Source organism: Bradyrhizobium roseum (genome assembly GCF_030413175.1).
In the GTDB taxonomy this organism is placed as follows: domain Bacteria; phylum Pseudomonadota; class Alphaproteobacteria; order Rhizobiales; family Xanthobacteraceae; genus Bradyrhizobium; species Bradyrhizobium roseum.
The window spans coordinates 1238558-1262416 of sequence record NZ_CP129212.1 but is presented as its reverse complement, the minus strand read 5'-3'; the positions used below and the strand labels follow the sequence as shown (position 1 = coordinate 1262416).

The 23859-nt window shown below is 63.0% G+C and carries 25 protein-coding genes and 2 pseudogenes; 14 read left to right on the top strand and 13 right to left on the bottom strand.

Translation table 11 applies throughout. From position 1 onward, the window contains the following. The first annotated feature begins 32 nt into the window (after positions 1 to 32). The 3 genes and pseudogenes from fumC to QUH67_RS05915 form a co-directional block, all read left to right on the top strand. On the top strand, positions 33 to 1439 hold the full coding sequence (gene fumC, locus QUH67_RS05925; protein ID WP_300945747.1) for a class II fumarate hydratase: 1407 nt from the start codon (positions 33 to 35) through the stop codon (positions 1437 to 1439). Positions 1440 to 1524: 85 nt separating this feature from the next. Continuing rightward, positions 1525 to 2328: an MIP/aquaporin family protein gene (locus QUH67_RS05920; protein WP_300945746.1), complete on the top strand. Its 804-nt coding sequence runs from the start codon at positions 1525 to 1527 to the stop codon at positions 2326 to 2328. 113 nt (positions 2329 to 2441) lie between these two features. After that, a pseudogene (locus tag QUH67_RS05915) lies at positions 2442 to 2759 on the top strand (tripartite tricarboxylate transporter permease); the annotation flags it as partial. On the opposite strand, the gene QUH67_RS05910 reads toward QUH67_RS05915, so the two are convergent. Next, positions 2699 to 3016 (bottom strand): ArsR/SmtB family transcription factor, encoded by a 318-nt coding sequence (locus tag QUH67_RS05910; protein ID WP_300945745.1) that lies wholly within the window; start codon positions 3014 to 3016, stop codon positions 2699 to 2701. The pseudogene QUH67_RS05915 and the gene QUH67_RS05910 overlap by 61 nt on opposite strands. 55 nt (positions 3017 to 3071) lie before the next feature. Here QUH67_RS05910 and QUH67_RS05905 point away from each other — a divergent pair, with 55 nt between their 5' ends. Both QUH67_RS05905 and QUH67_RS05900 read left to right on the top strand, forming a co-directional pair. Continuing rightward, the gene (locus QUH67_RS05905) at positions 3072 to 4022 is read left to right on the top strand and encodes a threonine/serine dehydratase (RefSeq protein WP_300945744.1); all 951 of its coding nucleotides are present in this window, start codon (positions 3072 to 3074) and stop codon (positions 4020 to 4022) included. A gap of 510 nt (positions 4023 to 4532) precedes the next feature. Then, on the top strand, positions 4533 to 5351 hold the full coding sequence (locus tag QUH67_RS05900) for a sensor histidine kinase (protein WP_300945743.1): 819 nt from the start codon (positions 4533 to 4535) through the stop codon (positions 5349 to 5351). A 205-nt stretch (positions 5352 to 5556) separates the two neighbouring features. Here the strand turns inward: QUH67_RS05900 and QUH67_RS05895 are convergent. Together QUH67_RS05895 and QUH67_RS05890 are read right to left on the bottom strand one after the other, a co-directional pair. Further along, a pseudogene (locus QUH67_RS05895) lies at positions 5557 to 5721 on the bottom strand (VIT1/CCC1 transporter family protein); the annotation flags it as partial. Between the two features lie 129 nt (positions 5722 to 5850). After that, the gene (locus QUH67_RS05890; RefSeq protein WP_300945741.1) at positions 5851 to 6945 is read right to left on the bottom strand and encodes an SbmA/BacA-like family transporter; all 1095 of its coding nucleotides are present in this window, start codon (positions 6943 to 6945) and stop codon (positions 5851 to 5853) included. A 291-nt stretch (positions 6946 to 7236) separates the two neighbouring features. On the opposite strand from QUH67_RS05890, the gene QUH67_RS05885 reads away from it, so the two are divergent. After that, the gene (locus tag QUH67_RS05885) at positions 7237 to 8076 is read left to right on the top strand and encodes a metallophosphoesterase family protein (RefSeq protein ID WP_300945740.1); all 840 of its coding nucleotides are present in this window, start codon (positions 7237 to 7239) and stop codon (positions 8074 to 8076) included. Here the strand turns inward: QUH67_RS05885 and QUH67_RS05880 are convergent. The 3 genes from QUH67_RS05880 to QUH67_RS05870 all read right to left on the bottom strand — a co-directional run bounded on the left by QUH67_RS05880 (position 8055) and on the right by QUH67_RS05870 (position 9618). Continuing rightward, positions 8055 to 8414, bottom strand: coding sequence for a hypothetical protein (locus QUH67_RS05880; protein WP_300945739.1), 360 nt, complete (start codon positions 8412 to 8414; stop codon positions 8055 to 8057). The genes QUH67_RS05885 and QUH67_RS05880 overlap by 22 nt on opposite strands. Positions 8415 to 8785: 371 nt before the next feature. After that, complete coding sequence (locus tag QUH67_RS05875; protein ID WP_300945738.1) at positions 8786 to 9022, bottom strand: DUF6894 family protein; 237 nt, start codon at positions 9020 to 9022, stop codon at positions 8786 to 8788. A 110-nt stretch (positions 9023 to 9132) separates the two neighbouring features. Next, positions 9133 to 9618: a Crp/Fnr family transcriptional regulator gene (locus QUH67_RS05870; protein ID WP_300945737.1), complete on the bottom strand. Its 486-nt coding sequence runs from the start codon at positions 9616 to 9618 to the stop codon at positions 9133 to 9135. 251 nt (positions 9619 to 9869) lie between these two features. Between QUH67_RS05870 and QUH67_RS05865 the strand changes: the two genes are divergently transcribed. Together QUH67_RS05865 and QUH67_RS05860 are read left to right on the top strand one after the other, a co-directional pair. Further along, positions 9870 to 10895 (top strand): Fe(3+) ABC transporter substrate-binding protein, encoded by a 1026-nt coding sequence (locus QUH67_RS05865; RefSeq protein WP_300945736.1) that lies wholly within the window; start codon positions 9870 to 9872, stop codon positions 10893 to 10895. 103 nt (positions 10896 to 10998) lie between these two features. Beyond that, positions 10999 to 12645 carry an ABC transporter permease gene (locus QUH67_RS05860; RefSeq protein WP_300945735.1) on the top strand — a complete coding sequence of 549 codons (1647 nt, stop codon included), beginning with the start codon at positions 10999 to 11001 and terminating at the stop codon, positions 12643 to 12645. A gap of 87 nt (positions 12646 to 12732) precedes the next feature. On the opposite strand, the gene QUH67_RS05855 is transcribed toward QUH67_RS05860, so the two are convergent. After that, positions 12733 to 13629 (bottom strand): LysR family transcriptional regulator, encoded by an 897-nt coding sequence (locus QUH67_RS05855; protein WP_300945734.1) that lies wholly within the window; start codon positions 13627 to 13629, stop codon positions 12733 to 12735. 123 nt (positions 13630 to 13752) lie between these two features. Between QUH67_RS05855 and styA the strand changes: the two genes are divergently transcribed. Both styA and styB read left to right on the top strand, forming a co-directional pair. Next, positions 13753 to 14997, top strand: coding sequence for a styrene monooxygenase subunit StyA (styA, locus tag QUH67_RS05850; RefSeq protein ID WP_300945733.1), 1245 nt, complete (start codon positions 13753 to 13755; stop codon positions 14995 to 14997). 11 nt (positions 14998 to 15008) lie between these two features. Beyond that, positions 15009 to 15491 (top strand): styrene monooxygenase NADH-dependent flavin reductase subunit StyB, encoded by a 483-nt coding sequence (gene styB, locus QUH67_RS05845; protein WP_300945732.1) that lies wholly within the window; start codon positions 15009 to 15011, stop codon positions 15489 to 15491. Between the two features lie 98 nt (positions 15492 to 15589). Here styB and QUH67_RS05840 read toward each other — a convergent pair whose 3' ends face one another. After that, positions 15590 to 16240 (bottom strand): 3-oxoacid CoA-transferase subunit B, encoded by a 651-nt coding sequence (locus QUH67_RS05840; RefSeq protein WP_300945731.1) that lies wholly within the window; start codon positions 16238 to 16240, stop codon positions 15590 to 15592. Next, positions 16240 to 16977, bottom strand: a complete 738-nt coding sequence (locus tag QUH67_RS05835; protein ID WP_300945730.1) for a CoA transferase subunit A — start codon at positions 16975 to 16977, stop codon at positions 16240 to 16242. The genes QUH67_RS05840 and QUH67_RS05835 overlap by 1 nt, the downstream gene beginning before the upstream one ends. A gap of 277 nt (positions 16978 to 17254) precedes the next feature. Between QUH67_RS05835 and QUH67_RS05830 the strand changes: the two genes are divergently transcribed. Beyond that, positions 17255 to 19180, top strand: coding sequence for an AsmA family protein (locus tag QUH67_RS05830; RefSeq protein ID WP_300945729.1), 1926 nt, complete (start codon positions 17255 to 17257; stop codon positions 19178 to 19180). Positions 19181 to 19607: 427 nt separating this feature from the next. On the opposite strand, the gene QUH67_RS05825 is transcribed toward QUH67_RS05830, so the two are convergent. Genes QUH67_RS05825 through QUH67_RS05815 form a run of 3 tightly spaced genes read right to left on the bottom strand, consistent with a single transcriptional unit; the run spans position 19608 to position 20321 of the window. Further along, complete coding sequence (locus tag QUH67_RS05825) at positions 19608 to 19835, bottom strand: hypothetical protein (protein ID WP_300945727.1); 228 nt, start codon at positions 19833 to 19835, stop codon at positions 19608 to 19610. Next, the gene (locus QUH67_RS05820; protein ID WP_300945725.1) at positions 19781 to 19993 is read right to left on the bottom strand and encodes a hypothetical protein; all 213 of its coding nucleotides are present in this window, start codon (positions 19991 to 19993) and stop codon (positions 19781 to 19783) included. Before QUH67_RS05820 ends, QUH67_RS05825 begins: the two co-directional genes overlap by 55 nt. Next, positions 19983 to 20321 carry a hypothetical protein gene (locus tag QUH67_RS05815; protein ID WP_300945724.1) on the bottom strand — a complete coding sequence of 113 codons (339 nt, stop codon included), beginning with the start codon at positions 20319 to 20321 and terminating at the stop codon, positions 19983 to 19985. The genes QUH67_RS05820 and QUH67_RS05815 overlap by 11 nt, the downstream gene beginning before the upstream one ends. A gap of 130 nt (positions 20322 to 20451) precedes the next feature. Between QUH67_RS05815 and QUH67_RS05810 the strand changes: the two genes are divergently transcribed. Beyond that, positions 20452 to 20598, top strand: coding sequence for a DUF3072 domain-containing protein (locus QUH67_RS05810; protein WP_300945721.1), 147 nt, complete (start codon positions 20452 to 20454; stop codon positions 20596 to 20598). A gap of 54 nt (positions 20599 to 20652) precedes the next feature. Here QUH67_RS05810 and QUH67_RS05805 read toward each other — a convergent pair whose 3' ends face one another. Continuing rightward, positions 20653 to 21585, bottom strand: coding sequence for an FkbM family methyltransferase (locus tag QUH67_RS05805; protein WP_300945720.1), 933 nt, complete (start codon positions 21583 to 21585; stop codon positions 20653 to 20655). Between the two features lie 126 nt (positions 21586 to 21711). Here QUH67_RS05805 and QUH67_RS05800 point away from each other — a divergent pair, with 126 nt between their 5' ends. Together QUH67_RS05800 and QUH67_RS05795 are read left to right on the top strand one after the other, a co-directional pair. Next, entirely contained in the window at positions 21712 to 22050 is a 339-nt protein-coding gene (locus QUH67_RS05800; RefSeq protein ID WP_300945719.1) for a monooxygenase, read from the top strand. Positions 22051 to 22474: 424 nt separating this feature from the next. After that, positions 22475 to 23854, top strand: coding sequence for an ABC transporter substrate-binding protein (locus tag QUH67_RS05795; protein WP_300945718.1), 1380 nt, complete (start codon positions 22475 to 22477; stop codon positions 23852 to 23854). The last annotated feature ends 5 nt before the right edge of the window (positions 23855 to 23859 follow it).

Below are 23859 nucleotides of genomic sequence, written 5' to 3'. Positions count from 1 at the left end.
GAAAAACAAATGCGTTGAGAGGAGTGCAATGCGTGATCCAGGTACGCAAGGAAACCGATAGTCTTGGTGAAGTCGATGTCCCCGCCGAAAAGCTGTGGGGCGCCCAAACCCAAAGATCGCTCGAGCACTTCGCAATCGGTAAAGACCTGATCCCCCGCGAGATGATCATTTCGTACGCGATCCTGAAAAAGGGCGCGGCCAACGCAAACCATGCCGACGGACGGCTCAACGATCAGGCGCATCAGCTGATCGTACGCACCTGCGACGAGATTCTGGCGGGCCAGCATCACGACATGTTTCCGTTGCACGTCTGGATGACCGGGAGCGGCACCCAGTTCAACATGAACGTGAACGAGGTGATTTCGAACCGGTGCTGCCAGCTCGCAGGCACCGCGCTCGGCAGCAAGGCGCCGGTGCACCCCAACGATCACGTCAACATGGCGCAGTCGTCGAACGATTCGTTTCCGTCGGCGATGTACATTGCGACGGCCACCAATGCCAAGCAGCGTCTGATCCCGGCGGTCAAGCAGCTCCATGATGCGATTGCCGCCAAGTCCGAAGAGTGGAAGGACATCGTCAAGATCGGCCGCACCCACATGCAGGATGCGACGCCGCTGACGCTCGGCCAGGAATGGTCGGGGTATTCGGGCATGCTCGCCGACGACATCGAGCGGCTCGAAGATTCGCTCAAGAGCGTTTATCGCCTTGCGCTTGGCGGAACGGCGGTGGGCACAGGAATCAATTCCGCACCTGGCTTTGCCGAAGCAGCCGCGGCGGAGATAGCCAAACTGACCGGCCTGCCGTTCGTGACCGCCCCCAACAAGTTCACGGTCCAGGGCGCGCACGACGCGCTGGTGCAGTTCTCCGGCACGATGCGAACGCTGGCTGCCTCGCTCTACAAGATCGGCAACGACATCCGCCTGATGTCGTGCGGCCCGCGCGCCGGCTTTGCCGAATTGTCGATACCGGCCAACGAGCCAGGCTCGTCGATCATGCCCGGCAAGGTCAATCCCACGCAGGCCGAAGCGCTGACGATGGTCGCCGCGCAGGTGATGGCAAACGACGTCGCGGTCGGGTTCGGCGGCGCCAGCGGCTACCTCGAGATGAATGTCTATAAGCCGCTGATCATCTACAACATCACGCATTCGATCACGCTGCTGACGGACAGTTGCACGAACTTCCGAAAATTCCTGGTCGAAGGCACGGAACCTAACCGGAAGAAGATCGCGCAGTATGTCGAGGAATCCCTGATGCTGGTGACGGCCCTGTCGCCGGTCATCGGATACGACAAGGCATCGAAGATCGCGCATTACGCGATGGACAACGATTTGACGCTGAAGGCGGCCGCACTCCAGCTCAAGTTCGTGACCGAAGCCGAGTTTGACCAGGTGGTCGACCCCGCGAAGATGGTCAAGCCTTACGTCGCGACGTCTGCGTGACCGTGCAACTCACCTGACGCCGACAATCGCCGCCGTCCAATGTTTCAACCGCGGACGGCGGGCATATGAATTCGGAGGAATGCCAATGAAGTCGAGAGCCCCTCTTTCCGGTGAAGCAGCGCTTGCACTGCAGGTTGGCCAGCAGAGGTTCAATGCTGACTGGAAAAGTCCCGAGCATCGGCTTCGGCGGCTGCTGGCGGAATTCATCGGAACGGCGGGGCTCACGTTCGTGCTGTCGGCCGGCGCCGCCATTCTGGTGCTTTACGGCGGCATCAAGGTCGAGCCCATCATCGCAGCCTTCATCCTGTCCGCAATTTCAGCGCTCTGGCTGGTGGTTGCGATTTATTTTCTCGGCGACATCAGCTCCCATTTCAATCCGGCGATGACGTTCGCCTTCACCTTGCGCGGCGATATGGGCTGGGTGATGTGCCTGGCCTATGTCGTAGTGCAACTGATCGCGGCCACGGCAGGATCGTTGCTTGCACGCGCGTTTTTTGGAATCGAGGGCAACCTCGCGGCCACCATCCCGCAGCACGGCCAGGCCCTGCAGGCGGTTCTGTTCGAAGCCATCCTGACCTTCGGCATGGTCCTGATGGTGCTGTCGATGGCCAATGGTCCGAAGCTCAACGGCCAGTTCATCCCGCTCGCCGTCGGCGCTTACGTGATGTCGCTGGGCACGCTCGGAGGCCCCTACGAAGGCGCCGCGATGAACCCCGCCCGCGCGTTCGGACCCGATCTTGCCCGCGGCGATCTCTCCTCCTGGTGGGTGTATGTCGTCGGTCCGCTTGCCGGCGCCGTTGTCGCGGTTCTGGTGGCAGGCGTATTCAGGGGACCGGCGAAGGCCCAGGAAGCGCAGGCCGCGATGGGTACGCCGCGGGACGAAGACTGACTTCCCGGCCACCTCCCGCTGAGGCTCCTGAACGGGTCGGGGGATAGCAGGCCTCAACCATTGAGTTGCGCAATCCGCTTGCGAACGATTCTTGCCGGCGCAGCCGCGCGCCAAAGCTGCTCGCGATCCCGCAGCCCTGGCTCTACAGCGGGATCCTGTTGTTCGCGACCATAGGCACCATCGTCGCAAAGCCGTCCGTGGTCGAACTGTCGGTGCTGGCAAGCCATGCTCGGCTTGCTGATGCGCCGCTTCGATTTTCCGATCGCGCCCGTCGTCGTCGGACTGATCCCTGGACCGATCGAAGAAAGCAACTGCGCCGCGCGCTCGCCATCAACCTTTCCGGCCCGATCGATTGGGGGCGGCTTCAACGTCAGATCTTCGCGAGCATCGCCGCCTTCAGCTTCGCGATCCGCGCCTCGTCGCGCTTGTAGAATGTCCACTGCTTGACACGCTTGGCGCTCAGCAGGCCCGCCTTCGACAAGATCTTCAGATGCTCGCTAACCGTCGGCTGGCTGACGCCGAGCTTTTCGGCGATCAGCACGCCGCACACGCCGTCCTTGACGAGATCGCCGTCCACCTGAGGCGGGAAATGCGCTTTCGGGCGTTTCAGCCATTCCAGAATCAAGAGGCGCCGGTCGCTGGCCAGCGCGCGAAAAGCGGACTCGACGTCATCGTCAAAAGAAGTCATATTGCTAATTAGCTAAATTACTAATTCCTGTCAATCGTCACCCGCGAGCCGTCCGATGTCCGACAACACCGCAAATCCACAAACCGTTGCGCGATGCGAACGGCTGATCCGGCCGCATATCCGGCGCACGCCCGTCATCGAGATCGACGGCGAGGAGTTTGGTCTCCCCTCGATGCCCCTCACACTGAAGCTCGAACTGCTCCAGCACTCGGGCTCCTTCAAGGCGCGCGGCGCGTTTGCCAATGTGCTGACCCGCGAGGTGCCGGAAGCCGGAATCGTCGCGGCGTCCGGCGGCAATCACGGGGCGGCAACGGCCTATGCCGCGGTGAAGCTCGGCAAGCGGGCGAAGATTTTCGTCCCCAACGTCTCCTCGCCCGCGAAGATTCAGCGTATCCGCGAATACGGCGCCGACCTCGCGATCGAGGGCGATCGTTACGCGGATGCGCTGGCGGCCAGCGAGGCGTGGGCGCGGCAGACCGGCGCGATGCAAATACCGGCGTTCGACCAGAACGAAACCATCATGGGACAGGGAACGCTCGGCCTCGAACTCGAACAACAGGCGGCCGATCTCGACACCGTGCTTGTCGCGGTGGGCGGCGGCGGGCTGATCGCCGGCATCGCCGCCTGGTATGCCGGGCGCGTCAAGGTCGTTGGCGTCGAGCCATCGGCGTCGCCGACGCTGACAAAAGCGCTGGAGGCCGGACATCCGGTCGATGCGGAGGCTGGCGGCCTCGCCGCGGATTCGCTGGCGCCGCGCCGCGTCGGCGAGAAAGTGTTTCCGATCGTCCAGCAATATGCGCGACAGACCGTACTGGTGTCGGACGACGCGATCGCGAACGCGCAGGCACAGCTATGGCGCGGCCTGCGCATCGTGGCCGAGCCCGGAGGTGCCGCGGCTTTTTCCGCCATCTTGTCGGGCGCCTATCAACCCGCGGCCGGCGAGCGGGTTGCCATCGTGATCAGCGGCGGCAACACGGCAGCGGTGAACTTCGACACGACATACTGACGCCGCACCCGGCTGCGACCTGGATCAAGTCGACCGGAAAGATGTTAGCGATGCTACTCGGCATCGCGCTTCTCGCGCCGTTCGTGCTGAAGCGGATGGGACGGTTCAAGGCGATCGAGGATTAGAGCGTGGGCTTATTCACCCGCAGCAAAGTTCGGGTTGCCGCCGGTTTAATTTACTCCGCTCCGGCCTCGCAGCGAAGTTCCGAATTGATCGATGTCGTCATTGGCGGGGCACCATGCGGCCCGAACGCTGTTTGATATAAATCAACAAGTCGTTGTCACACGTGGGTACCGTACCTGATCTAGGCTTCAGCGCGAAGCAGGGACCTGACGACCCTTCAAGAACACGCCGAGCCCTCAAGCTCGCCTCGCTTCCAGCCGCCTGCCCCGCGAAAGGGGTACATACGAAAGGGCATTGCAGGCCGAAGCCGGCTTGCACATCTGTGCACGCAAGACTCCGCTTGCCACGCAAGAGCGGCGGACGCAGTTCTCACGGTCGGAGCAGCCTATGAGTGGCGAAGTGACGCGCGTGAAGAAAAAACCAGACGCGGCCGCATTTCAAAAGCCGCCAGAATGCCCGCGCGAGTTTTGCGTGGCACTCCACACGGGGCGAGAGGAGCTGGAAAGACTGTATCGTGTGGAAGACGAGCTGCGAAACGCACTTGCGCGTGAAGAAGCGCTGCTGGGTCAAAAGGACGAATTGATCAGGCATCAGGATCTGATGAGGCGGGAGGCTGATCATCGGCTGATGAACGGTCTCCAGATGGTGTCGAGCCTGCTATCGCTCCAAAGCCGCGAGGCGCAGGACGTCAGGACCGCCGAGCAGCTCAGGATCGCCGCGAACCGCGTCGCCACGATAGGCAGCGTCCACAAACGCCTTCACGCGCTGGATCACGTCGGAACCGTCGAACTCAAACAATATCTCGAAAAACTCTGCGAAGACCTGGCGGGCGTCCTGCCAGGCGGCGAGCAACGTCAACTTTCCGTCGAGGGGGTTGCGTTGGAGGTTCCGACTGCGATCGGAATCCCGCTGGGATACATCGTGAGTGAACTGGTCATGAACTGCGCCAAATATGCCGACAGCAGGATCATGGTGAGGCTGGAGAAGAAGCCAAACGATTATGAGCTTTCAGTCTGCGATGACGGCCCGGGCTACCCGGAAGGGTTTGATCCGAAGAAATCCAAAGGACTCGGGATGAAGATTGTTTTTTCTCTCGTCCATCAAATTGGCGGCCAAGCCCTCTACGGTACCAATTATTCCGGGCGCGGCACGTGCTTCACGGTGCGGTTCGCGCTTGATCATCACATCGCTCCCGACGGAATTTGAATCAGCGCGGTGCGTGAGGCCGGTCTGAGCCTGGATGTCGGCCTGAGGGACCCGGCACCGGGTACGCCAGCAATCTTTTCGATGAACCGGCAAACACGCTCAGAGAATGGTACCGAAGAGCTTTCCGATCCCGGCGGTGACCCCGAGCGCCAATGCGCCCCAGAACGTCACCCGGATGGTCGCGCGAAGGATGTTCGCGCCACCGGCCCGCGACTCCGGCGATCAGGACGTCGTTCTGCTGTGCAGCGGCCGCGGCTACGCCGACAATCAGGCCTGCGGTCGATATGATTCCGTCGTTCGCCCCGAGCACTGCCGCCCTGAGCCACCCGATGCGATCGACGAGATGGGCCTCCTTATGGGAACGGATCATGATGTTTCTCTCGGCCTCGAGCCCCATGGTGGGCTCTGCGGACACCGATCATCGGCCCCTGGCCAAAGCAACCTAAGGCAGCGAAGCCAGATCCGCTTGACTCACATCAAGCGATCGCCGCTCCAGATTTCATGATTTTAGATCGCCCTGCCCGTGGATCTGGTCCAACGCCAGCAGCAGCGACGCGACGCGGTTCGCCGAAGCGGCCCACTCTGCGATGCGCCCGTAGCTGTCGGTAACCCAGTTGAAGGCGCTCTGGACGACGACGAAGGCCGCAGCGGCCTGGATGACTTCGCCGAGGGTCATCGTTCCCTCGATGTATTTGGGAGTGCAGAGCAGCAAGCCGATCAAAGGGGTCAGCAAAACGTTCGTGTGCGTCACCATCGTCATTCGCATCAGTTGCCAGCAGTAGATTCGCCAAACCCGGATAACCGCTTCCAGCGCCGCCCCGATCGCCCGACGGCCGTTCCTGTAGACCTCCGGCTCCACGAGCCTTTCTCCCGCCTCGCGCAGATGCGTTCCGACCGACCTCAACTCGGCTTCCGTACGCTTGTTTTCTTCGATGACCCGCGTGAGGTGACGTGCGATCAGCATCATCGCGGCCGTCAGCAGCACGGAATAGGCGCTCACCGCAATGACAAGATATCCGGGGACGACCAGACTGGTGCCGAAGGCATTGATGACGAGGCCACCGCCGACATTCCAGAGAACGCTGATGAAAGTGATGGCGACGAGGATCGATGAAAGCAGTCCCAGCAACAAGTCGATCGGCAGATCCGTCGCGACCCTTGCGTCCTCGGCAATTCGGAACTCCGGAGCCTGGTGCTCTCCGGACATGAACCTGAGCCGGACGATGTGATCCCGTTCCAGCCAATAATCGTAGAGATGATTGCTCAGCCACTCCCGCCATTTGCGTTGCATGGTCATGCGGCCCCAGACGGAGATGATGGCAAGGGCCAGACTTGCTGTGGCGATGGGCAGGAGTGCTAACGCCTGCTGCCAGAGCCCGGCGGCGTTTTTGCGCTCGATCGCGTCGAAGAAGTCGCGATTCCAGAAGTTGAGACGATACTGGGTAAACAGTTGGAGAAGCACGGTGGCGACCAGCAGGCCGACCAGGAGCCAAGCCATGGATGCCGAACCCCCTCGCCAGAATCCGGAGGCGCTCTGCCAGAATCGAGCAAGCAGCCGAATTTCGTCGGGGGCGAAGTATTTCTTTTGGAGCATTACCCGGTTGGTCTCAAAACCACTGGTTTCGAACTTTTAGCGCCGGTTGAGGAGACCTGATTGATCCGCATCAACCAAGGCGAGCCGGCGAACGTCAACTGATGCCGTTCGACGTCGTTTCGCTGCGATGCGGTATTCGATCGGCTGTCGCGGCTCCGTCCGCCTGGGTACCGGCAACCGATATATCCTGGTTGAGGTCATGATCGGCACAATTTTTGCTCCTTCCAACCTGCCTGAATGCATCCGCCTGCGGATCGCCGGTTTCACGGGCATTTTTGGACTTGAAGCATTATGCGCTGCCTCGTCGTTGCCGATTTGCATTATTCATTGCCGCAGTTCGACTGGCTGCTCGCGGCGGCGCCTGAATTCGACGTCGTCATTTTTGCGGGCGACGCGCTCGACATCGGATCGTTCGTCGATTATCGCGCGCAGATTCTGGTGGTGAAGAAATACCTTTCGCTGCTGTCGGGCATGACAAAGGTCATTTTCTGCTCGGGCAATCACGACCTCGACGACCGCAGCGCGGAAGGCGAGAAGATCGCGCGCTGGGTCGGTGATGTCAGAGAGCTCGGCATCGCCTGCGACGGCGACGATCTCGCCATCGGCGACACGCACTTCACGGTGTGTCCGTGGTGGGACGGGCCGCTGGTCAAGAGCCGCCTCGAAGCCCAGTTGCGCGACGCCGCAGCCCGGCGGGCGCAGCGCTGGATCTGGGTGCACCACGCGCCGCCGGCGAATTCGCCGACCAGCTGGGGCGGCAAGCGGTTCTTTGGCGATGTCGAACTGGTGCAGTGGATCACGCAATACCAGCCGTCGATGGTGATCTCCGGCCACGTGCATCAATCGCCGTTCATTCCCGACGGCTCGTGGTTCGACCGGCTCGGCGACACCTGGGTGTTCAACACCGGCCTGCAGCACGGCCGACCGCCGGTCTGTATCGTGCTCGATCTCGACGAGGGCGCGGCGTTCTGGCTGGCGGCCGGCGAAGCGCAGCGCATCGACCTGCGTGCGCCGCTGCAGCGGCCAGCGGCGGAAATCGAGAAGGTGCCGCCGTGGCTGATATCCCTCGGCCGGATTGCCGAACCGCATTCGCGTGCGGGACTTGTCGGTCAATCCGTCAGCAGCTCATAATCCCGGCGCAAGACAGTCTGGACGTGAACCGCCGCGCGCGCGGCGGTGTTGGCATCCGCCGCGCCGGCGGCGAGCACGCAGAGCGACCAGTTGTTTTCGGCCTGCCTTGCAACGCGATTGATCGCGATCTCCTGAACGTTATGACAGCCCGGCTGCAGTCTGACTTCCGCCAACGCTCGACGCTGCAATTCCGGCATTGAAATGCGGATCCTGGGCATGGGCGGCTCGACTGGTTTGGGGACGCGCAGCCCATCTAACAGAACAGGAGCAACTCGGGTTCCATGTGCCAGAGGCGCGACCTTGGAATCGGGCCTTCGCACGGCAAGGTCGTTGGGCAATGGAGCGCCCCTTGCAGCGTCATTAACTTTCGAAAATGAGCAATATTGACCAGCCGTGTGACCGCTGAGGTTCCATGCTGAGCCCATTACCGGCTCTGCCGGTGACTGAGAGTTCAGTCACGCTCCCACCTGAACCAAGGGCGACAGCATCATGCCTATCCTGGAACAGCTTTGCCCCGTGGGCCCAACGAGAACCCCGTTGGCGCGGGTTGCCCCCGGCCCTGTCGGCTTCGACCTTCGGCCGTTCGAACGCACGGCGTCAAACCAGATTGATCAGATTGAGGTCAATCTACTGATGAACCCGATGAAGTCTCTCAGAGCGAACACATGGCTGCGCGGACAATTGCGGGCGCCAACGTAGCGGCGCCACCCTATTTGGCCGGATTTCGATAGGAAGGCCTGGAATATACCGGCACGTTGCCAATCTCACGGCCTGCATCGTTGATGATGGCGACGCGACGCTCGGGATCGTCTTCGGGACTATCGAGTGAGACCCCGATGGCAAGCACCGAAGCCCTGATCATGGCATCGGTGTCGTCCTCGCAGACAAAGCCCGATGCATCAAAAAGCCGGTGGCCGTCCTTCACATCGAAAAAGTAGCGGGGCATTGGCAACCTCCCGGATGCCAAGTTGGCTGTCACGACATTGTTCCAGTAAGGCGCCGCGCTCGCATCCGACGGCCGCCCACATTTCCCTTCCTCCGGGAGGAGGAATGAAATCATAGGCGCGGGTCGGATTGCCGGTCCGTGCCTGGCGAGACCTGCGACGGCGGCAGGTTGATCATGCTCTGCAGGAGTTCGCCGACCATCGAGAGATGATTGCCCTGGCCGGCATACTGACGCATCAAGTCGGCCAGATAGGTGTTGGCGACGTTGAGGCGCTGCGCCAGCAGCCGCGCGATCAACAGCGAAACCTGCGGCTGGTCGCGCAGGAACGCCGCAGCGTCGTCGAACTCGTAGACGATCGAATCGGCGGCGGCGCGCACGGTGGCGGTATGCGGCTGGTCCAGCAGCACCGACATTTCACCGAGCAGCGCGCCCGGCTCGGTCAGCACGGCAACGACGCTGTTGCCCTTGATGACCTCCAGCCGTCCTTCGAGCAGCACGAACAGATGTCCGGTCTTGCTGCCTTCATGGAGCACGAACGTGCCGGCCGGCACCTGCCGCTGAAATCCGCCGGTGCAGTAGTCCAGAACAGCCCGCATCGATTTTGCTCCGTGGCCGAATTGTATCGCCTTCAAGCGCCGTGCACGCTGAATTCCAAGCATGAACGATGCCACAGCCGGGCGCGCGCACGCGGCCTTGACGACGGTATATCCCATAGTTTGGAATCACTCTAAATCAATGCGCTGGAATCCTTCTAAATCGAGCCTTTCGCGACATCCAGCCGCTGACGGCATGGCCATCGCTGCGCTACTGAGACGAGCATCTTCACCAGCTTTGCCGGGCAGCCATCATGACCAACTTTCGCGCCACCGCCGCCACCGCCGCGTTGCTTTGCCTTGCCGCATTCGGAGCCTCGCCGGCGTCCGCCAGCGGCGAGGTCAACGTCTATACCTATCGCGAAACCAAGCTGGTCCAGCCGCTGTTCGATGCCTTCACCAAGGACACCGGCATCAAGGTCAACGTCGTCTCGGCGAGCTCCGGCCTCGAGCAGCGCATCAAGGCGGAGGGCGCCAACAGCCCGGCCGACGTGCTGCTGACGGTCGATCTCGGCCGCCTCGACGACGCCGTGCAGGCCGGCGTCACCCAGCCGATCAAGTCGGTCGTGATCGACGAGACCGTGCCGGCGCAGTTCCGCGATCCCGATGGCCAGTGGGCCGGCATCTCGATGCGCGCGCGGGTGATCTACGCCTCGAAAGACCGCGTCAAGCAGGACAAGATCACCTATGAAGAGCTGGCCGATCCGAAATGGAAGGGTAAGATCTGCATCCGCTCCGGCCAGCACATCTACAACAACGGCCTGTTTGCGGCCTATGTGGCGAGATACGGCGAGGCCAAGGCCGAGGAATGGCTGAAGGGCGTGAAAGCCAACCTGGCGCAGAAGCCCTCGGGCGGCGACCGCGAGGCCGCGCGCGACGTGGCGGCCGGCAAGTGCGACATCGGCATCGGCAACACCTATTACTGGGCGCTGATGATGAACAACGATCCCGAGAAGAAGCCGTGGGCGGAAGCGACCCGGGTGATCCTGCCGACCTTCGAGGGTGGCGGCACCCACGTCAATCTCTCCGGCGTCATCCTGGCCAAGCACGCACCGAACAAGGACAACGGCCTCAAGCTGATCGAGTGGCTCGCCGGCGACAAGGCGCAGCACATCTACGCCGACGCCAACTACGAATACCCGATCCGCGCGGGCACCGGCGTCAACCCGACCATTGCGGGCTATGGCAAGCTCGTCACCGATCCGACGCCGATCGCCAAGATCGTCGCCAACCGAAAGGCCGCGTCGACGCTGGTCGACAAGGTCGGGTTCGATAATTGATCGCACCACGTCGCAGAAGCATTTGCGCCGATATGCCCTCTTCCTCCCCGGAAGAGGGCATATTGCTGCATGGGCTTCCGACACCTTGCCGATGTGAGCGGGCGTGACCCGGACCACGCCCTCGGGACGGATCGCCGCAGCGATCGCGGTCGCGACCGCCATCGTGGTCGCAGCACCCGTCATCTCCATCATCACGCTGGCGATGCAGCCGGCGCCGGACGTCTGGCAAACCCTGATCCACTATGTGCTGCCGCGCAGCCTGCTCGACACCGCGCTGCTGCTGGTCGGCGTCGGCGCATTGTCGCTGGCGATCGGCACCGGCGCGGCATGGATCGTGTCGCTGCATGAATTCCCTGGCCGGCGGCTACTGCTGTGGCTGCTGCCGCTGCCGCTCGCGATCCCGACCTATCTGGCGGCCTACGTCTATGTCGATCTGTTCGAGCCGCTCGGCCTGGTCCATCAGACGCTCACCGCCTGGATGCCGATGCAGGACGCGGTGCGCCTGCTGCCCACGCTGCGCTCGCTGCCCGGCGCCGTCATCATCATCGCGCTGGTGCTGTATCCTTACGTCTACCTGTCGGCGCGCACCATGTTCCAGTTTCAGAGCGCGGAGTTCGCCGAGGCCGCGAAGACGCTCGGCGCCGGACGCTGGACCATCTTCTGGCGCATCTCGCTGCCCATGGCGCGGCCCGCGCTGGCGGTCGGCACCGCGCTGGTGTCGCTGGAAACGCTGAACGATATAGGCGCCAGCGAATATCTCGGCGTCCGCACGCTGACGGTCTCGGTGTTCACCACCTGGCTGAACCGCGGCAGCCTCGCCGGCGCGGCGCAACTGTCCTGCTTCATGCTGGCGATCGTGGCCGTCCTGATCGCGGTCGAACGCTACGGGCGGCGCAACGTCACGACGGAGTTTTCCGCCGAAAGCCCGCGGCTGACCCAGCGGACGACGCTGTCAGGCATCAAGGGCGTTGGCGCCGTCATTGTCTGCCTGCTGCCGGTCTGCCTCGGATTCCTCGTGCCGCTTCTGTATCTCGCGCATCAGAGCTTCAAGCGCGGGCTGTTTGCGAATTTCGACATGGCGTTGTGGCGCGACGCCTTCAACTCGATCGCGTTCGCGAGCCTCGCCACATCAGCCGCACTGCTGCTGGGATTTGCGACCATCCTGGCGTGGCGCTGGCGGCCGACCAGGCTGCGCTTCGTGGCGATGAACATCGCGCAATTGGGTTACGCACTGCCGGGACTGGTGCTGGCGCTCGGCCTGCTGGCGCCGGTGCTTGCCATCGACAATATGCTGAACACGGTCGCCGCCTCGCTCGGATGGTCGCTGCCGGGGCTGGTGATGGTCGGCTCGGGAGCCGCTGTCGTCATCGCCTATGTGATCCGCTTTCTGGCGGTGCCGACCGGATTCATCAAGGCAGGGTTCGAGCGAATTCCGCGCGACTACGACGACAGCGCACGCGCGGTCGGCGCCGGCCAGGCCACGACGATGCGATTGATCCATCTGCCGCTGTTGCGCCCCGCCGTGCTCGGTGCCGTCATCGTGGTGTTCGTGGATTGCCTCAAAGAACTGCCGGCGACGCTGCTGCTGCGGCCGCTCAACGTCGAAACGCTGGCGACCTCGATCTACCAATACGCCAGCCGCGGCAGTTTCGAGGAAGGCGCGCTCGCCGCGCTATTGATCGTCGCCGCCAGCATCGGCCCGGTGGCGTGGCTGACGCGGTTCTCGGATATTCCGAGCGGGCCGGCGTGAGGCGATGTCGTGGCGGTGCCGTAGGGTGGGCAAGCTGCGCTTTGCCCACCCTACGGGACCGCGTTGACCGGGACGACGAGAGCAGGCTCACGGCGTCGAGAATTGCCCGGCGCGCTTGATCAGCAGGTCGAGAAAGCTGCGCGCCCGCAGCGACATCCAGTGGGTTTCGGGATAGACCGCGTGCAGCGGCAGCGCGGCGATCGAAAAATCCGGCAGCAAATTCTGCAACTGGCCGCTGCGAATGCCGGCCAGCGCGCTCCATTCCGGCAGCACGGCGATGCCGAGATGATGCATCACCGCCTGCTCCATCGCGTCGGCATCGTCGACCAGCAGTGGACCGCCGATCGAAGCGACGTGGCGGCCGTGTTCGGATTCGAAGATCCAGTCATTGGCGGCGGGCACCCGCGAATAGACGATGCACTGATGCGCGCCGAGGTCTTCCGGCGCACGCGGCGTTGGCCGCTCCTTCAGATAGGCCGGCGTCGCAACCAGATAGCGCCGCACCGTGCCGAGCCGCCGCGCGACCAGCGTGCTCGATTCGAGCTGCCCGATCCGCAGCGCCAGTTCGATCCCCTCCTCCACCAGATTGACGAACCGCTCGCTGAAGCGGACGTCGAGGCGAACGCCCTGATAGGTGCGGACATATTCGGCGATGACGGGCATCAGATAGCGGCGGCCGAATGACGACGGCAGGCTGACCCGCAGCGTACCGCTCGGACGCAGCGAGCTTTCCTCGACGTTCGCCCGCGCCAGATCAAAATTTCCAAGAATCTGGCGGGCCAGATCGTAGATGCGGTGGCCCTCGGGCGTCGGCTTCAGCTTGCGCGTGGTGCGGAAGAACAATTGCGTGCCGAACTCGCGTTCGAGCAGCGCGATCCGTTTGCTCACCGCCGGCTGGCCGATGCCGAGTTCGTCGGCCGCCACCGAAAAACTGCCGCCCTCCAGCGCGCGGACAAAGGCGCGCAAGCAATCGATCCGGTCCATACAATCATTCCTAACAGGAATAGATCATATCCTATCCATTCCGTTTTTCCCGGGCAAGTTCGCCGCTAGGGTGCAGGCAACAACGGGAGGCCAGCTCCCGAGCAAACCTTTGGGGAGGCGGACATGAAGCGGCGCATCGGAATCGTCGGGGCCGGCATCGCCGGGCTGCATCTGGCCCTTTACCTTCAAAAGCACGGCGTCGACGCCACGCTGATCACCGACCGCGCGCCGGACGAGTACCGCGGCATCCGCCTGCTCAACACGGTCGCGCACCACCATGTCACGATCGCGCGCGAAGACTATCTCGGCGTCAATCACTGGAACGACCCGAAGCACCATTATTACTACCACGATCACTTCTTCAATTTCCCGCAGCCGATCGGCTTCCGTGGCTACTTCTCGAAGCCGAGCCGCGCCGTCGACTACCGGATCTATCTGCCGGTGCTGATGAAGGACTTTGCCGATCGCGGCGGCAAGATCGAATACCAGCGCATCGAGGAAAATGACATCGCGCCGCTGGTCGCTCGCTTCGACCTTCTCGTCGTCGCCACCGGCAAGGGCCCGCTCGGCCAGCTGTTTGCCTACCGGCCGGAGCACTCGCCCTATTCGCAGCCGCAGCGACGGCTCTGCGTCGGCCTCTATACCGGCGTGCGCGAACCGGAGCCGATGAACGTGACGCTGTCGGTTTCGCCCGGGCACGGCGAGATGATCGTGATCCCCACTATCACCTTCGACGGCATCGCCAGCGCGCTCCTGATGGAGAACGTGCCGGGCGGCGACATGGAGGAGTTGGCGACGCTGAGCTACGAGGCGGACCGCAAGCGTTTCCTCGCCACCATGCTGGAGAAACTCGAAAAGCATCATCCGACCACCTATGACCGCATCGACACCGCGCGCTTCGACCTGGCGCAGCCGCTCGACCTTCTGCAGGGCGGCGTGGTGCCGACGGTGCGCAAGACGGTGGTGGAGTTCGACGGCGGCAAATGCGCCATCGCGCTCGGCGACGTCCATTCGGTGGTCGATCCGATGATGGGACAGGGCGCCAACGTCGCGTCCTATGCCGCGTTCGTGCTCGGCGAGGAGATCGTCAACGCCGACGTACTCGATGCGCGGTTCTGCGAAAAGGTCGACCTCAGGCGGCAGGACCGCGTGCTGGCGGCCGCGCGCTGGACCAACATCATGCTGCAGCCGCCATCGGAGGCGTTGGGCCAGCTGATCGGCACCATGAGCCAGAACCAGGCGCTGGCCGACGAGTTCACCGAGAACTTCAACTATCCGGACCAGCAATGGGACCGCGTGGCATCGGCCGACCGCATCCAGGCCTGGATCGCGCGCCACGCGACGCCGGCGCTACGGGCGACGGCCTGAGGGAGAACGGAATGCAGCGCGCCGATCCGGTCGCCTTCCGCCAGGCCGCATCGCGCTTTGCGACCGGGGTCGCGGTACTGACCGCACTCGATTCCCGTGGCGAAGTCTGCGGCATGACCGCGAACAGCTTTGTCACCATCAGCCTGTCGCCGCCGACCGTGCTGGTCTCGGTCAAATCCGGCCGGATGCACGAGGCGATGTCGGCGAGCCGGCGCTATGGCGTCAACGTGCTGCCGAAACAGGGCGGGGCATTGTCGCGGCATTTCGCGGGCCGCTCACGCGCCGCTGATCCCGATTATGAAATCGTAGAAGGCTTGCCGCGCCTCGCCAACTGCGTGGCGTTCTTTGCCTGCGAGGTCACGCGGACGATCGACGTCAGCGACCACACGCTGTTCATCGCCGAAGTTTCCGACTGCGATTACTGCGACGATCTCCCGCTGGTGTTCTTCTCCAGCCGGTATCATCTCGGCCCGGGGAAGCCGGCGGATCGCTGAACTGTTGCTTGTAGAAGGTATCTCCCGTCGGCGCTTGACCGAGAGGCCGCGGCGTATGGGTCCCGGCGTTCGCCGGGACGACGATAAAATGCTTCGCTCTACGCGTTCTTCAGCGCGACACGAAACTCGGCTTCGGTCTTCGCCTTCACCTCGTCCAGCGTGACGCCGTCGGCGAGTTCGATCAGCGCCATACCGTCCTTGCCGTGCTTGTCGATGGTGAAGACGGCCAAATCCGTCACCACCATGTCGACGACCTTCTCGCCGGTCAGCGGCAGATTGCAGCTCTTCAAGAGTTTCGGGCCGTCCTTGGCGGAATGCTCCATCACGACGACGACGCGCTTGACGCCGGCGACGAGGTCCATCGCGCCGCCCATGCCTTTCACCATCTTGCCGGGGATCATCCAGTTGGCGAGGTCGCCGTTCTGCGCCACCTGCATTGCGCCCAATATCGACAGATCGATATGACCGCCGCGCACCATGCCGAAGGAATCGGCGCTCGAGAAATAGCTGGTGTCGGGCAGTTCGCTGACCGTCTGCTTGCCGGCGTTGATGAGGTCGGCGTCTTCCTCGCCCTCGTAGGGAAACGGTCCCATGCCGAGCATGCCGTTCTCGCTCTGCAGGCTGACGTCGATGCCGTCAGGAATGTAGTTCGAGACCAGCGTCGGGATGCCGATGCCGAGATTGACGTAATAGCCGTCGCGCAATTCCTTGGCCGCGCGCGCGGCCATCTGTTCGCGGGTCCAGGCCATCAGACTTCACTCCCCGTTGCGGCCGCGGGCGCGCGTGCAGGGCGCGGGCGGGTGTTGCGGAACTCGATGCGCTTCTTGCCGGTGCCCACTTCGATGATGCGCTTGACGAAGATGCCGGGCGTATGGATGTGGTCGGGATCGAGTTCGCCGGCGGGAACGAGGTGTTCGACCTCGGCCACCGTGACCCTCGCGGCGGTCGCCATCATCGGGTTGAAGTTGCGCGCGGTCTTGCGGTAGATCAGGTTACCGGCGGTGTCGCCCTTCCAGGCGTGGACGATGGCGAGGTCGGCGACCAGGCCGCGCTCCATGATGTATTTCTCGCCGTCGAATTCCTTCACTTCCTTGCCTTCGGCGATCAGCGTGCCGACGCCGGTCTTGGTGTAGAAGGCCGGAATGCCGGCGCCGCCGGCGCGGATGCGTTCGGCCAGCGTGCCCTGCGGGTTGAACTCGAGTTCCAGTTCGCCGGCGAGGTATTGCTGCGCGAACAGCTTGTTCTCGCCGACATAGGACGAGATCATCTTTTTGATCTGCCGCGTTTCCAGCAGACGGCTGAGCCCGATGCCGTCGACGCCGGCATTGTTGGAGACGACCGTCAGACCCTTGACGCCGGACTCGCGGATCGCGTCCGACAGGGTCTCGGCGATGCCGCACAGGCCGAAGCCGCCCGACATGATCATCATGCCGTCCTTGAGGACGCCATCGAGTGCCGATTTGGCGTCGGGATAAACCTTGTTCATGGAATATACCTGATGGAGGGAACGGCCCTTCGGCCGGCATTATCCGGAATTATTAGGCGAATTCTTCGCGGTGCGTCAATGATGCGGGGATTATGCCGCCGAACCGCCAGCCCGGCGCCATCCCGGCCTTGAAAGCGTCAAGAAAACCCTTCAAGTTGCGTGGGTTGGCACGGGCGCGACCGTTGCGCCGTCTGCCCCAATCGACATAGACCCTTTAGCACCAGCCCCTATCAGAAACCCGAGTTCGGTTTAGTCAGATCCGGATATGTCATTGACGATGGCCAAGGGAATGAAGCGCCTCGGGATGCCGGTTGCGGTGCTGTTTTGCGCGGCCGTATTCGCCCTGATCGGAACCTCCTGGTTCCTCAACCGCGATGCGCTGCGACAGGCCGTCGAGGCCCAGATTCGCGACGTCACCGGGCTGGACCTCGTGGTGTCGGGCGCTGTCGACGTGTCGGTGTTTCCGGGCAGCTACGTCTCGTTCCACAAAGTCGGACTGAAAGGCGGCGGCACCGCCGACCCGGCACTGCAGGTCGACGCGCTGACCGCGAATTTGCGGCTGCTGCCGCTGCTGCTGCGCCGCTTTGAAATCGCCGACGTCATGATGCTGCGGCCGCAGATCCATGTCGTCCGGGAAGCCGGCGGCGAGAGCAACTGGACGCCGTTCGTCGAGCGGATCACACGCACGATGAAGCCCGGCGCCGAAAACCGGGTGTCTTTCTCGGAAATCCGGATTCAGGACGGCGTACTGAAATACGAGGACGCCACCAACCATGTTACCGAGCAACTCCGCGACATCGACCTGTCGCTGGCCTGGCCGTCGATCTCACGCTCGTTCGCGGCGACCGGCCAGTTCGACTGGCGCGGCGAACGCATCGACGGCTCGATCTCGGCCGGCGATTTCGTCGCGATGCTGTCGGGAGACCGTTCGGGGTTGAAGGCGCGCCTCGTCAGCGCGCCGCTGAAACTGGCGTTCGACGGCTCGATCGCCAACCGCACCAGCCTGATGATGGAAGGTGTCTTGACGATGGACAGCGTGTCGCTGCGCAACGCGCTGCGCTGGATGGGACAGCAGGTGCCGGGCAGCGGCGGGTTCGGCCGCTTTGCCCTGAAGGCGCGCGCCAACGTGGTCGGCGCCTCGGTGGCGCTGACCAACGTCAATGTCGAACTCGACGGCAATGCCGCCGAGGGCGTGATGACGTTCGCCAATAACGGCCGCCAGACGCTGCAAGCGACGCTCGCCGCGGGCAACCTCGATTTTACGCCCTACATCTCCGCGGCGCGGCTGCTGGCGAGCGGTGCCCGCGACTGGAACCGGCAATTGTTCGACCTGTCCTCGCTGTCCGCCACCGATCTCGACATGCGGCTGTCGGCCGCGAAGGTGACGGTCGGCCCGACCAAGCTCGGCCGCACCGCCTTCGGCGCCAACCTGCGCAACGGCGCGCTGGCGCTCTCGATCGGCGAGGCGCAGATGTATGGCGGCATCGCCAGGGGCTCGTTAGGGATCGCGCGGTCGGATGCGGTCGCCGACGTCAAGGCGCAATTCCAGTTCGCGGATGTCGACCTGCAGGCCTGCGCCAACGAATTGTTCGGCATTACGAAACTCTCCGGCCGCGGCAATCTAGGGGTATCGCTGACGGCGTCGGGCTCGAGCCCATTCGGCCTCGCCTCCTCGCTCGACGGCAGCGCGACCTTGACCGGCCATGACGGCGCGATCGCGGGCTTCAATGTCGAACAACTGCTGAAGCGGCTGGAGCGCCGGCCGCTGGCCGGCAGCGGCAATCTGCGCTCGGGCTCGACGCCCTACGACAATCTCTCGGTTTCGGTGCGCTTCAACGACGGGCTGGCCACCGTCGAGGACCTCCGCGTCGACGGGCCGACGACCCGCCTGAGTTTGATCGGTACGGCTTCCGTGCCGTCGCGCGAATACGATCTCAAGGGCGTCGCCAGCCTGACGCCGGCGGCCAATGGCGGCGACAAGGGATTTGAACTGCCCTTCGTGGTGCAGGGCCCGTGGGACGACCCATTGGTGTTCCCCGATCCCGAAAGCCTGATCCGCCGCTCGCCGGGCGCCGCCCCGCTGCTCGATGCGGTGAAGGATCGCAAGACTCGCGACGCGGTGCGCTCGGTGATCGAGCGGTTCACCGGCGGCGGGCAGAAGCCGGCGGCGCCGGAAGCGGCAGAGGGCGCGAAGGCGAATTAGCTATCTGTTCTAATCAATGCTGCGTAGCCTGGGTGAGCGCAGCGACATCCGGGCTCTTTGCTCGATCGCAGCCAGCATATCGCTGCGCTCATCCAGGCTACTTGCTGCGTCCGCTATGCGACGTGGAGCTTCACACCCGCACGCTTCTGAAGATAGCCAAGAACGCTAAAGAGGTTCCTGGCCTGCGGATTGCCGCGCGGACCGAACATTCGGATGAAACTCTTGGGCTGGGTCCCAGTCGCTTCGCCGAGCTCTTCAAATCCGACTGTCGCCTTGATGTAGTCGCGCAGGATCGTCTTGCCGGTTTCGACATCCCCCGATCCAATGGGTCGGCTTTTGCACCGTCATCCGCGCTCTTTATAGCGGTACTGCTATATAAGTATGTCAACGACATCAGCTGGCAGATGCCGGCGTTCAGCGGCGCTCTTCACGGCACGTCATTCCCCCGCCCCCCGCCGACACCATACGGCTTGTTGAGAAAATAACTCCGGTTACCCAGCGCCGCCTCGGCGTACTGGTCGATCGCCACGATGATCGCCTGCACATGCGCGTGGCACCAGCCTTCGCGCGTGGCCTGGATGCGAACTTCCGCCAGCGCCTTTATCCATGGCGGGTTATCCGCGTTGTGGTCGTACCATCGAAGCGGTGCTGACATCGCCGATCCCTGTTGATGAAGTCTTCCAACTCCGCCCGCTTGCGCGCGAGCAGGAGCTGCGCCCGCGCGTTGTCGAGGCCGGACTGATCGAGCCGGCGGGCAAGCTGGTCCAGCTCGCCGATCCGCCGGCGCAGGGATTGAATCGCTTCATCGCTCACGGCGGCCTCGGGCCGTTGTCGTGGCGGCCTTTGCCGCGGCGGCCTTCGCCGGAAAACCCGCCGGCATTCCGGTCGCGGGCTTTCGGCTGGCCGCCCGAACATCCAGCTTCAGCCGCTCGTCGACATTGAGCAGCCGCTCCTCGCCACCGAGCCGGTTGCGCTCCCGGATCAGACCGAGCATGGCACCCCGCATGGACATCAGGTGAACGGCGGCCGCCGAGCAGTCCTCATCGCGGTTGACCTGGTGGCGGATATTACCCTCCGCGTCCAGCATCTCCGCCCGCAAGAGCCTGATTTTCCTTCTGATTTCGTTGAGTTTATTGTCCATGGGTGGTCTCCTTGCGGTTGAACCCTATAAGAACAAATAAAGAACAAATTTCAAGTTAAGAGTCGGGGCCGAGCAAAGATTCTTTGGAGTTCCAAAAATGCCCCGCCTCCCCGATCAGGTGGACGCCCCCATGACACCCCGCCAACTAGCGACGCTGCGCACGCTCAGCGCCGAGGCCTATCAGCCGAAATTGTTCGAGCGGGATTTGACGGCAAAGGAAGCCGAGCGGCGGATCGCCGCGCTGAAGGCGGAGATCGAGTTGGCGAATTCGTTTTGAACGTCGGCATATGCGCGGGAGACATTGAGACACGCTGACAACATTCGCCGTCTCTCACTCATCGACGATCTGTCCGCCGTCATACCCGCAGGCGATGCGGCCGAGTGCGGCGCGAAACGGTTCGGTATCGACCGTGGACGCCAGCGCTGCGATGTCGTCGGATTTCGAAATTCGGCGGGCGCGCGCCAGAAGCGATGTCAACAGGTCCGGATCGAGATGAGGCAGGCTCGCCCAAAACCCGCGCGCGAGATCCTGCGCCAACGCGTGATCGGGATGCAGCTCGTTGTCGGGCGCGCGACCGATCTCGTACATGTGGCGAACCGCGTGCCACGGCGCCCGCTCGGACGGAAGGCGCGCCAGGATATCGGGATGTTCCTGCGCGACATAGAAGCGGTTGAGCGTGTCGAACAGTGCGAAACGGTAGCCCTGCGCCAGAAGAAACGGCTCCCAGTCCTGCCATCCCTGCTCCGACGCCAGCGGCGTCACCGCTTCGGCGACGATCACCTTGGGTCGAAACCGTTGCCAGTCGCCGCCGAACAGAACATCGCCTTCGGCGCCCTCGACATCGATCTTGAGGAAGTCGATCGCGCCGAGATCGTGCTTCTCGCATAGTTTTGCCAGCGTGGTCACTGGCGTGCGAACCGTCTGATAATCGGCGCCAAGGTCCTTTGCCTTTTGCGCCAGGCCTTCCACCGTCGTCGAGAGCCCGTGCAGGCGCTCGACCACATGAAAATCCATTTCGCCGCAGTGACGTCCGACCAGGCTACGAACCGCGACGTCGCGCGGACGCAGCCGCTGATAAAGCGCCGCAAGTTCGGGCTGCGGCTCGACGACGATGCCGCGCCAGCCGCGTTCATAGAACCAGAATGAGACGTTGTCGGCGACCGGATGCCCCGCGCCGACATCGATGTAGGTTCCGGCAGCCTGTCCGGTGAAGGCAAGCGAGAGATGATAGTCTTCGAGATTCTGTGAGTAGGATAATTCCATTCGCTTCCTCGGTTCTCTCCGGACTGCCGATGCAGACGGGATCACGCTTCTGTGCCGATCTCAACCGGCCTTTGACCAGGCTTAAAAATTCAGCGCATGATACCCGACCTGACCGGAGGACTCCCCATGCCCAATTGCATCGTTGTCGTTCAGTTCGATTTGCCAAAACGCTCCGAGGAACAGGCCATAAAAGGCGGCACGTCGACCGCGCCGACCTATCGCGGCCTTGCCGGCAAAGGATTGATCCGCAAGGATTACCTGAACGGGGAAAATGGCACCGGCGGCGTCTATCTCTGGGACAGCCGTGAAGCGGCGGAAGCCTGGTTTACCGAAGCGCGCATCGCCGACCTGACCGCGCGCTTCGGGGTTCGGCCCCGCCTTACCTGGTACGACACTCATGTGACAGTCGACAACATGAAGGAAGAAACCCGCGTCAACGGCAAGGCGATCGAGGTCGCGGCCTGATCAAGACGCAAGGGGCGCATCGCGAGACTGCCGATGCATATTCGGTTGTCATCGCCCGGCCTTGGCCGGGCGGGCCGGTATTCCAGAGACGGCCGTGACCCAATCGACAAGTCGCGGCGTGCCGGATGCCCCGGCGGGGCCCTGCCATCGGGCTCGCCAATGAAGAGACCCGGCGGCGGGCATGACGGTCTCGCCACGGGTTCAGGGTTCATGTGGAGCGCGTCCGCCCGGCCGCCACCGGTATCTGTGGGCGAAAATGATTGAACCAAATGATTGAACCAAAATGCTGTGGCAAGGCCGCCGCCGCATTTGCGCCCGGAATGTCCCCCTACTGAAGTTTGCCTCGCACCATCTTTATAACGCTTTATGGTTGCGCTATCATTGTCCAACCGGTTAATAAGCCGGCGTTTTCAGGGAGAACAACGTGATATCCAGGAGATCAGTTTCACTCGCGGTCGCAGCCGCTGGGCTATTGTACGCCACGGCGCCCGCGCTGGCCCAGCAGAAGACCATCACGGTCTGGTTCGGCAAGGGCTTCTACAAATCCGAGGACGACGCGCTCCTCGAGGCGATCAAGAAGTTCGAGGCCAAGACGGGTATCAAGGTCGAGCTGTCGCAATACGCCATCCAGGACATGATTCCGAAGACCGTGGCGGCGCTGGATTCCGGCACCGTGCCCGACGTCGCCTATTCCGACAGCTACGACGTGCAGGCGCAGGGCAAGTGGGCCTTTGAAGGCAAGCTCGAGGACCTCACCGACATCATGACGCCGATGAAGTCGGCGTTCGCGCCGAACACGCTGGAAACCGTGCTGCTCTATAACGACGTTGCCAAGAAGAAGGCCTATTACGGCTTTCCGCTGAAGCAGCAGAGCATGCATGTGCAGATCTGGCAGGACATGCTGGAGCAGGCCGGCTTCAAGCAGAGCGACATCCCGACCAAGTGGGAAGACTACTGGTCGTTCTGGTGCGACAAGGTGCAGTCCTCCAGCCGCAAGGCCACCGGCCAGCGCGTCTACGCCGTCGGCCAGCCGATGGGCGTGGAATCGACCGACTCGTTCCAGTCGTTCTACACCTTCATGGACGCCTACAACGTCAAGCTGGTCGACGACGACGGCAAGCTCCTGGTCGACGATCCCAAGGTGCGCGAGAACCTGATCAAGGCGCTCAAGGACTACACCGACACCTACATCAAGGGCTGCACGCCGCCCTCCTCCACCACCTGGAAGGATCCCGACAACAACGTCGCCTTCCACAACAAGACGATCGTGATGACGCACAACTTCACGATCTCGATCGCGGCCAAATGGCTCGACGACTCCAACAACGCCGCGCTGACGCCGGAACAGCGGGCGCTGGGCAAGAAGAACTACGACGAGACCATCATCACCGCCTCGTTCCCCAACAAGCCGGACGGCACGCCGATCAAGTACCGCTCCGACGTCAAGACCGGCCTGATGTTCGCGGTCGCCAAGAACAAGACCGAGGGCAAGGAGTTCATCAAGTTCCTGATGCAGGAGGAAAACCTGCGGCCCTATATTGAAGGCGCGCTCGGCCGCTGGTTCCCGGTGACGACGGCCAGCCAGCAGAGCCCGTTCTGGCAGGCTGACCGCCATCGCAAGGCGGTGTACAACCAGTTCACCGGCGGCACCACGCCGTTCGACTTCACCAAGAACTGGAAGTTCACCATCCTCAACAACGAGAACGTCTGGGCCAAGGCGATGAACCGCGTGGTGAGCGAGAAGGTGCCCGTCGAAAAGGCCGTCGACGAACTGATCACCCGCATCAAGCAGATCGCGGGTTAAAGTAA

Bases quoted from the DNA above. Each gene is read 5' to 3' on its own strand.
- QUH67_RS05900 (WP_300945743.1), top strand. From the start codon at position 4,533: ATGAGTGGCGAAGTGACGCGCGTGAAGAAAAAACCAGACGCGGCCGCA.
- QUH67_RS05800 (WP_300945719.1), top strand. From the start codon at position 21,712: ATGCCCAATTGCATCGTTGTCGTTCAGTTCGATTTGCCAAAACGCTCC.
- QUH67_RS05825 (WP_300945727.1), bottom strand. From the start codon at position 19,835: ATGTCAGCACCGCTTCGATGGTACGACCACAACGCGGATAACCCGCCA.
- QUH67_RS05905 (WP_300945744.1), top strand. From the start codon at position 3,072: ATGTCCGACAACACCGCAAATCCACAAACCGTTGCGCGATGCGAACGG.
- QUH67_RS05855 (WP_300945734.1), bottom strand. From the start codon at position 13,629: ATGGACCGGATCGATTGCTTGCGCGCCTTTGTCCGCGCGCTGGAGGGC.
- styA (WP_300945733.1), top strand. From the start codon at position 13,753: ATGAAGCGGCGCATCGGAATCGTCGGGGCCGGCATCGCCGGGCTGCAT.
- QUH67_RS05875 (WP_300945738.1), bottom strand. From the start codon at position 9,022: ATGCCCCGCTACTTTTTCGATGTGAAGGACGGCCACCGGCTTTTTGAT.
- QUH67_RS05890 (WP_300945741.1), bottom strand. From the start codon at position 6,945: ATGCTCCAAAAGAAATACTTCGCCCCCGACGAAATTCGGCTGCTTGCT.
- QUH67_RS05830 (WP_300945729.1), top strand. From the start codon at position 17,255: ATGGCCAAGGGAATGAAGCGCCTCGGGATGCCGGTTGCGGTGCTGTTT.
- QUH67_RS05885 (WP_300945740.1), top strand. From the start codon at position 7,237: ATGCGCTGCCTCGTCGTTGCCGATTTGCATTATTCATTGCCGCAGTTC.
- styB (WP_300945732.1), top strand. From the start codon at position 15,009: ATGCAGCGCGCCGATCCGGTCGCCTTCCGCCAGGCCGCATCGCGCTTT.
- QUH67_RS05840 (WP_300945731.1), bottom strand. From the start codon at position 16,240: ATGGCCTGGACCCGCGAACAGATGGCCGCGCGCGCGGCCAAGGAATTG.
- QUH67_RS05870 (WP_300945737.1), bottom strand. From the start codon at position 9,618: ATGCGGGCTGTTCTGGACTACTGCACCGGCGGATTTCAGCGGCAGGTG.
- QUH67_RS05910 (WP_300945745.1), bottom strand. From the start codon at position 3,016: ATGACTTCTTTTGACGATGACGTCGAGTCCGCTTTTCGCGCGCTGGCC.
- QUH67_RS05805 (WP_300945720.1), bottom strand. From the start codon at position 21,585: ATGGAATTATCCTACTCACAGAATCTCGAAGACTATCATCTCTCGCTT.
- QUH67_RS05835 (WP_300945730.1), bottom strand. From the start codon at position 16,977: ATGAACAAGGTTTATCCCGACGCCAAATCGGCACTCGATGGCGTCCTC.
- QUH67_RS05810 (WP_300945721.1), top strand. From the start codon at position 20,452: ATGACACCCCGCCAACTAGCGACGCTGCGCACGCTCAGCGCCGAGGCC.
- QUH67_RS05815 (WP_300945724.1), bottom strand. From the start codon at position 20,321: ATGGACAATAAACTCAACGAAATCAGAAGGAAAATCAGGCTCTTGCGG.
- QUH67_RS05920 (WP_300945746.1), top strand. From the start codon at position 1,525: ATGAAGTCGAGAGCCCCTCTTTCCGGTGAAGCAGCGCTTGCACTGCAG.
- QUH67_RS05865 (WP_300945736.1), top strand. From the start codon at position 9,870: ATGACCAACTTTCGCGCCACCGCCGCCACCGCCGCGTTGCTTTGCCTT.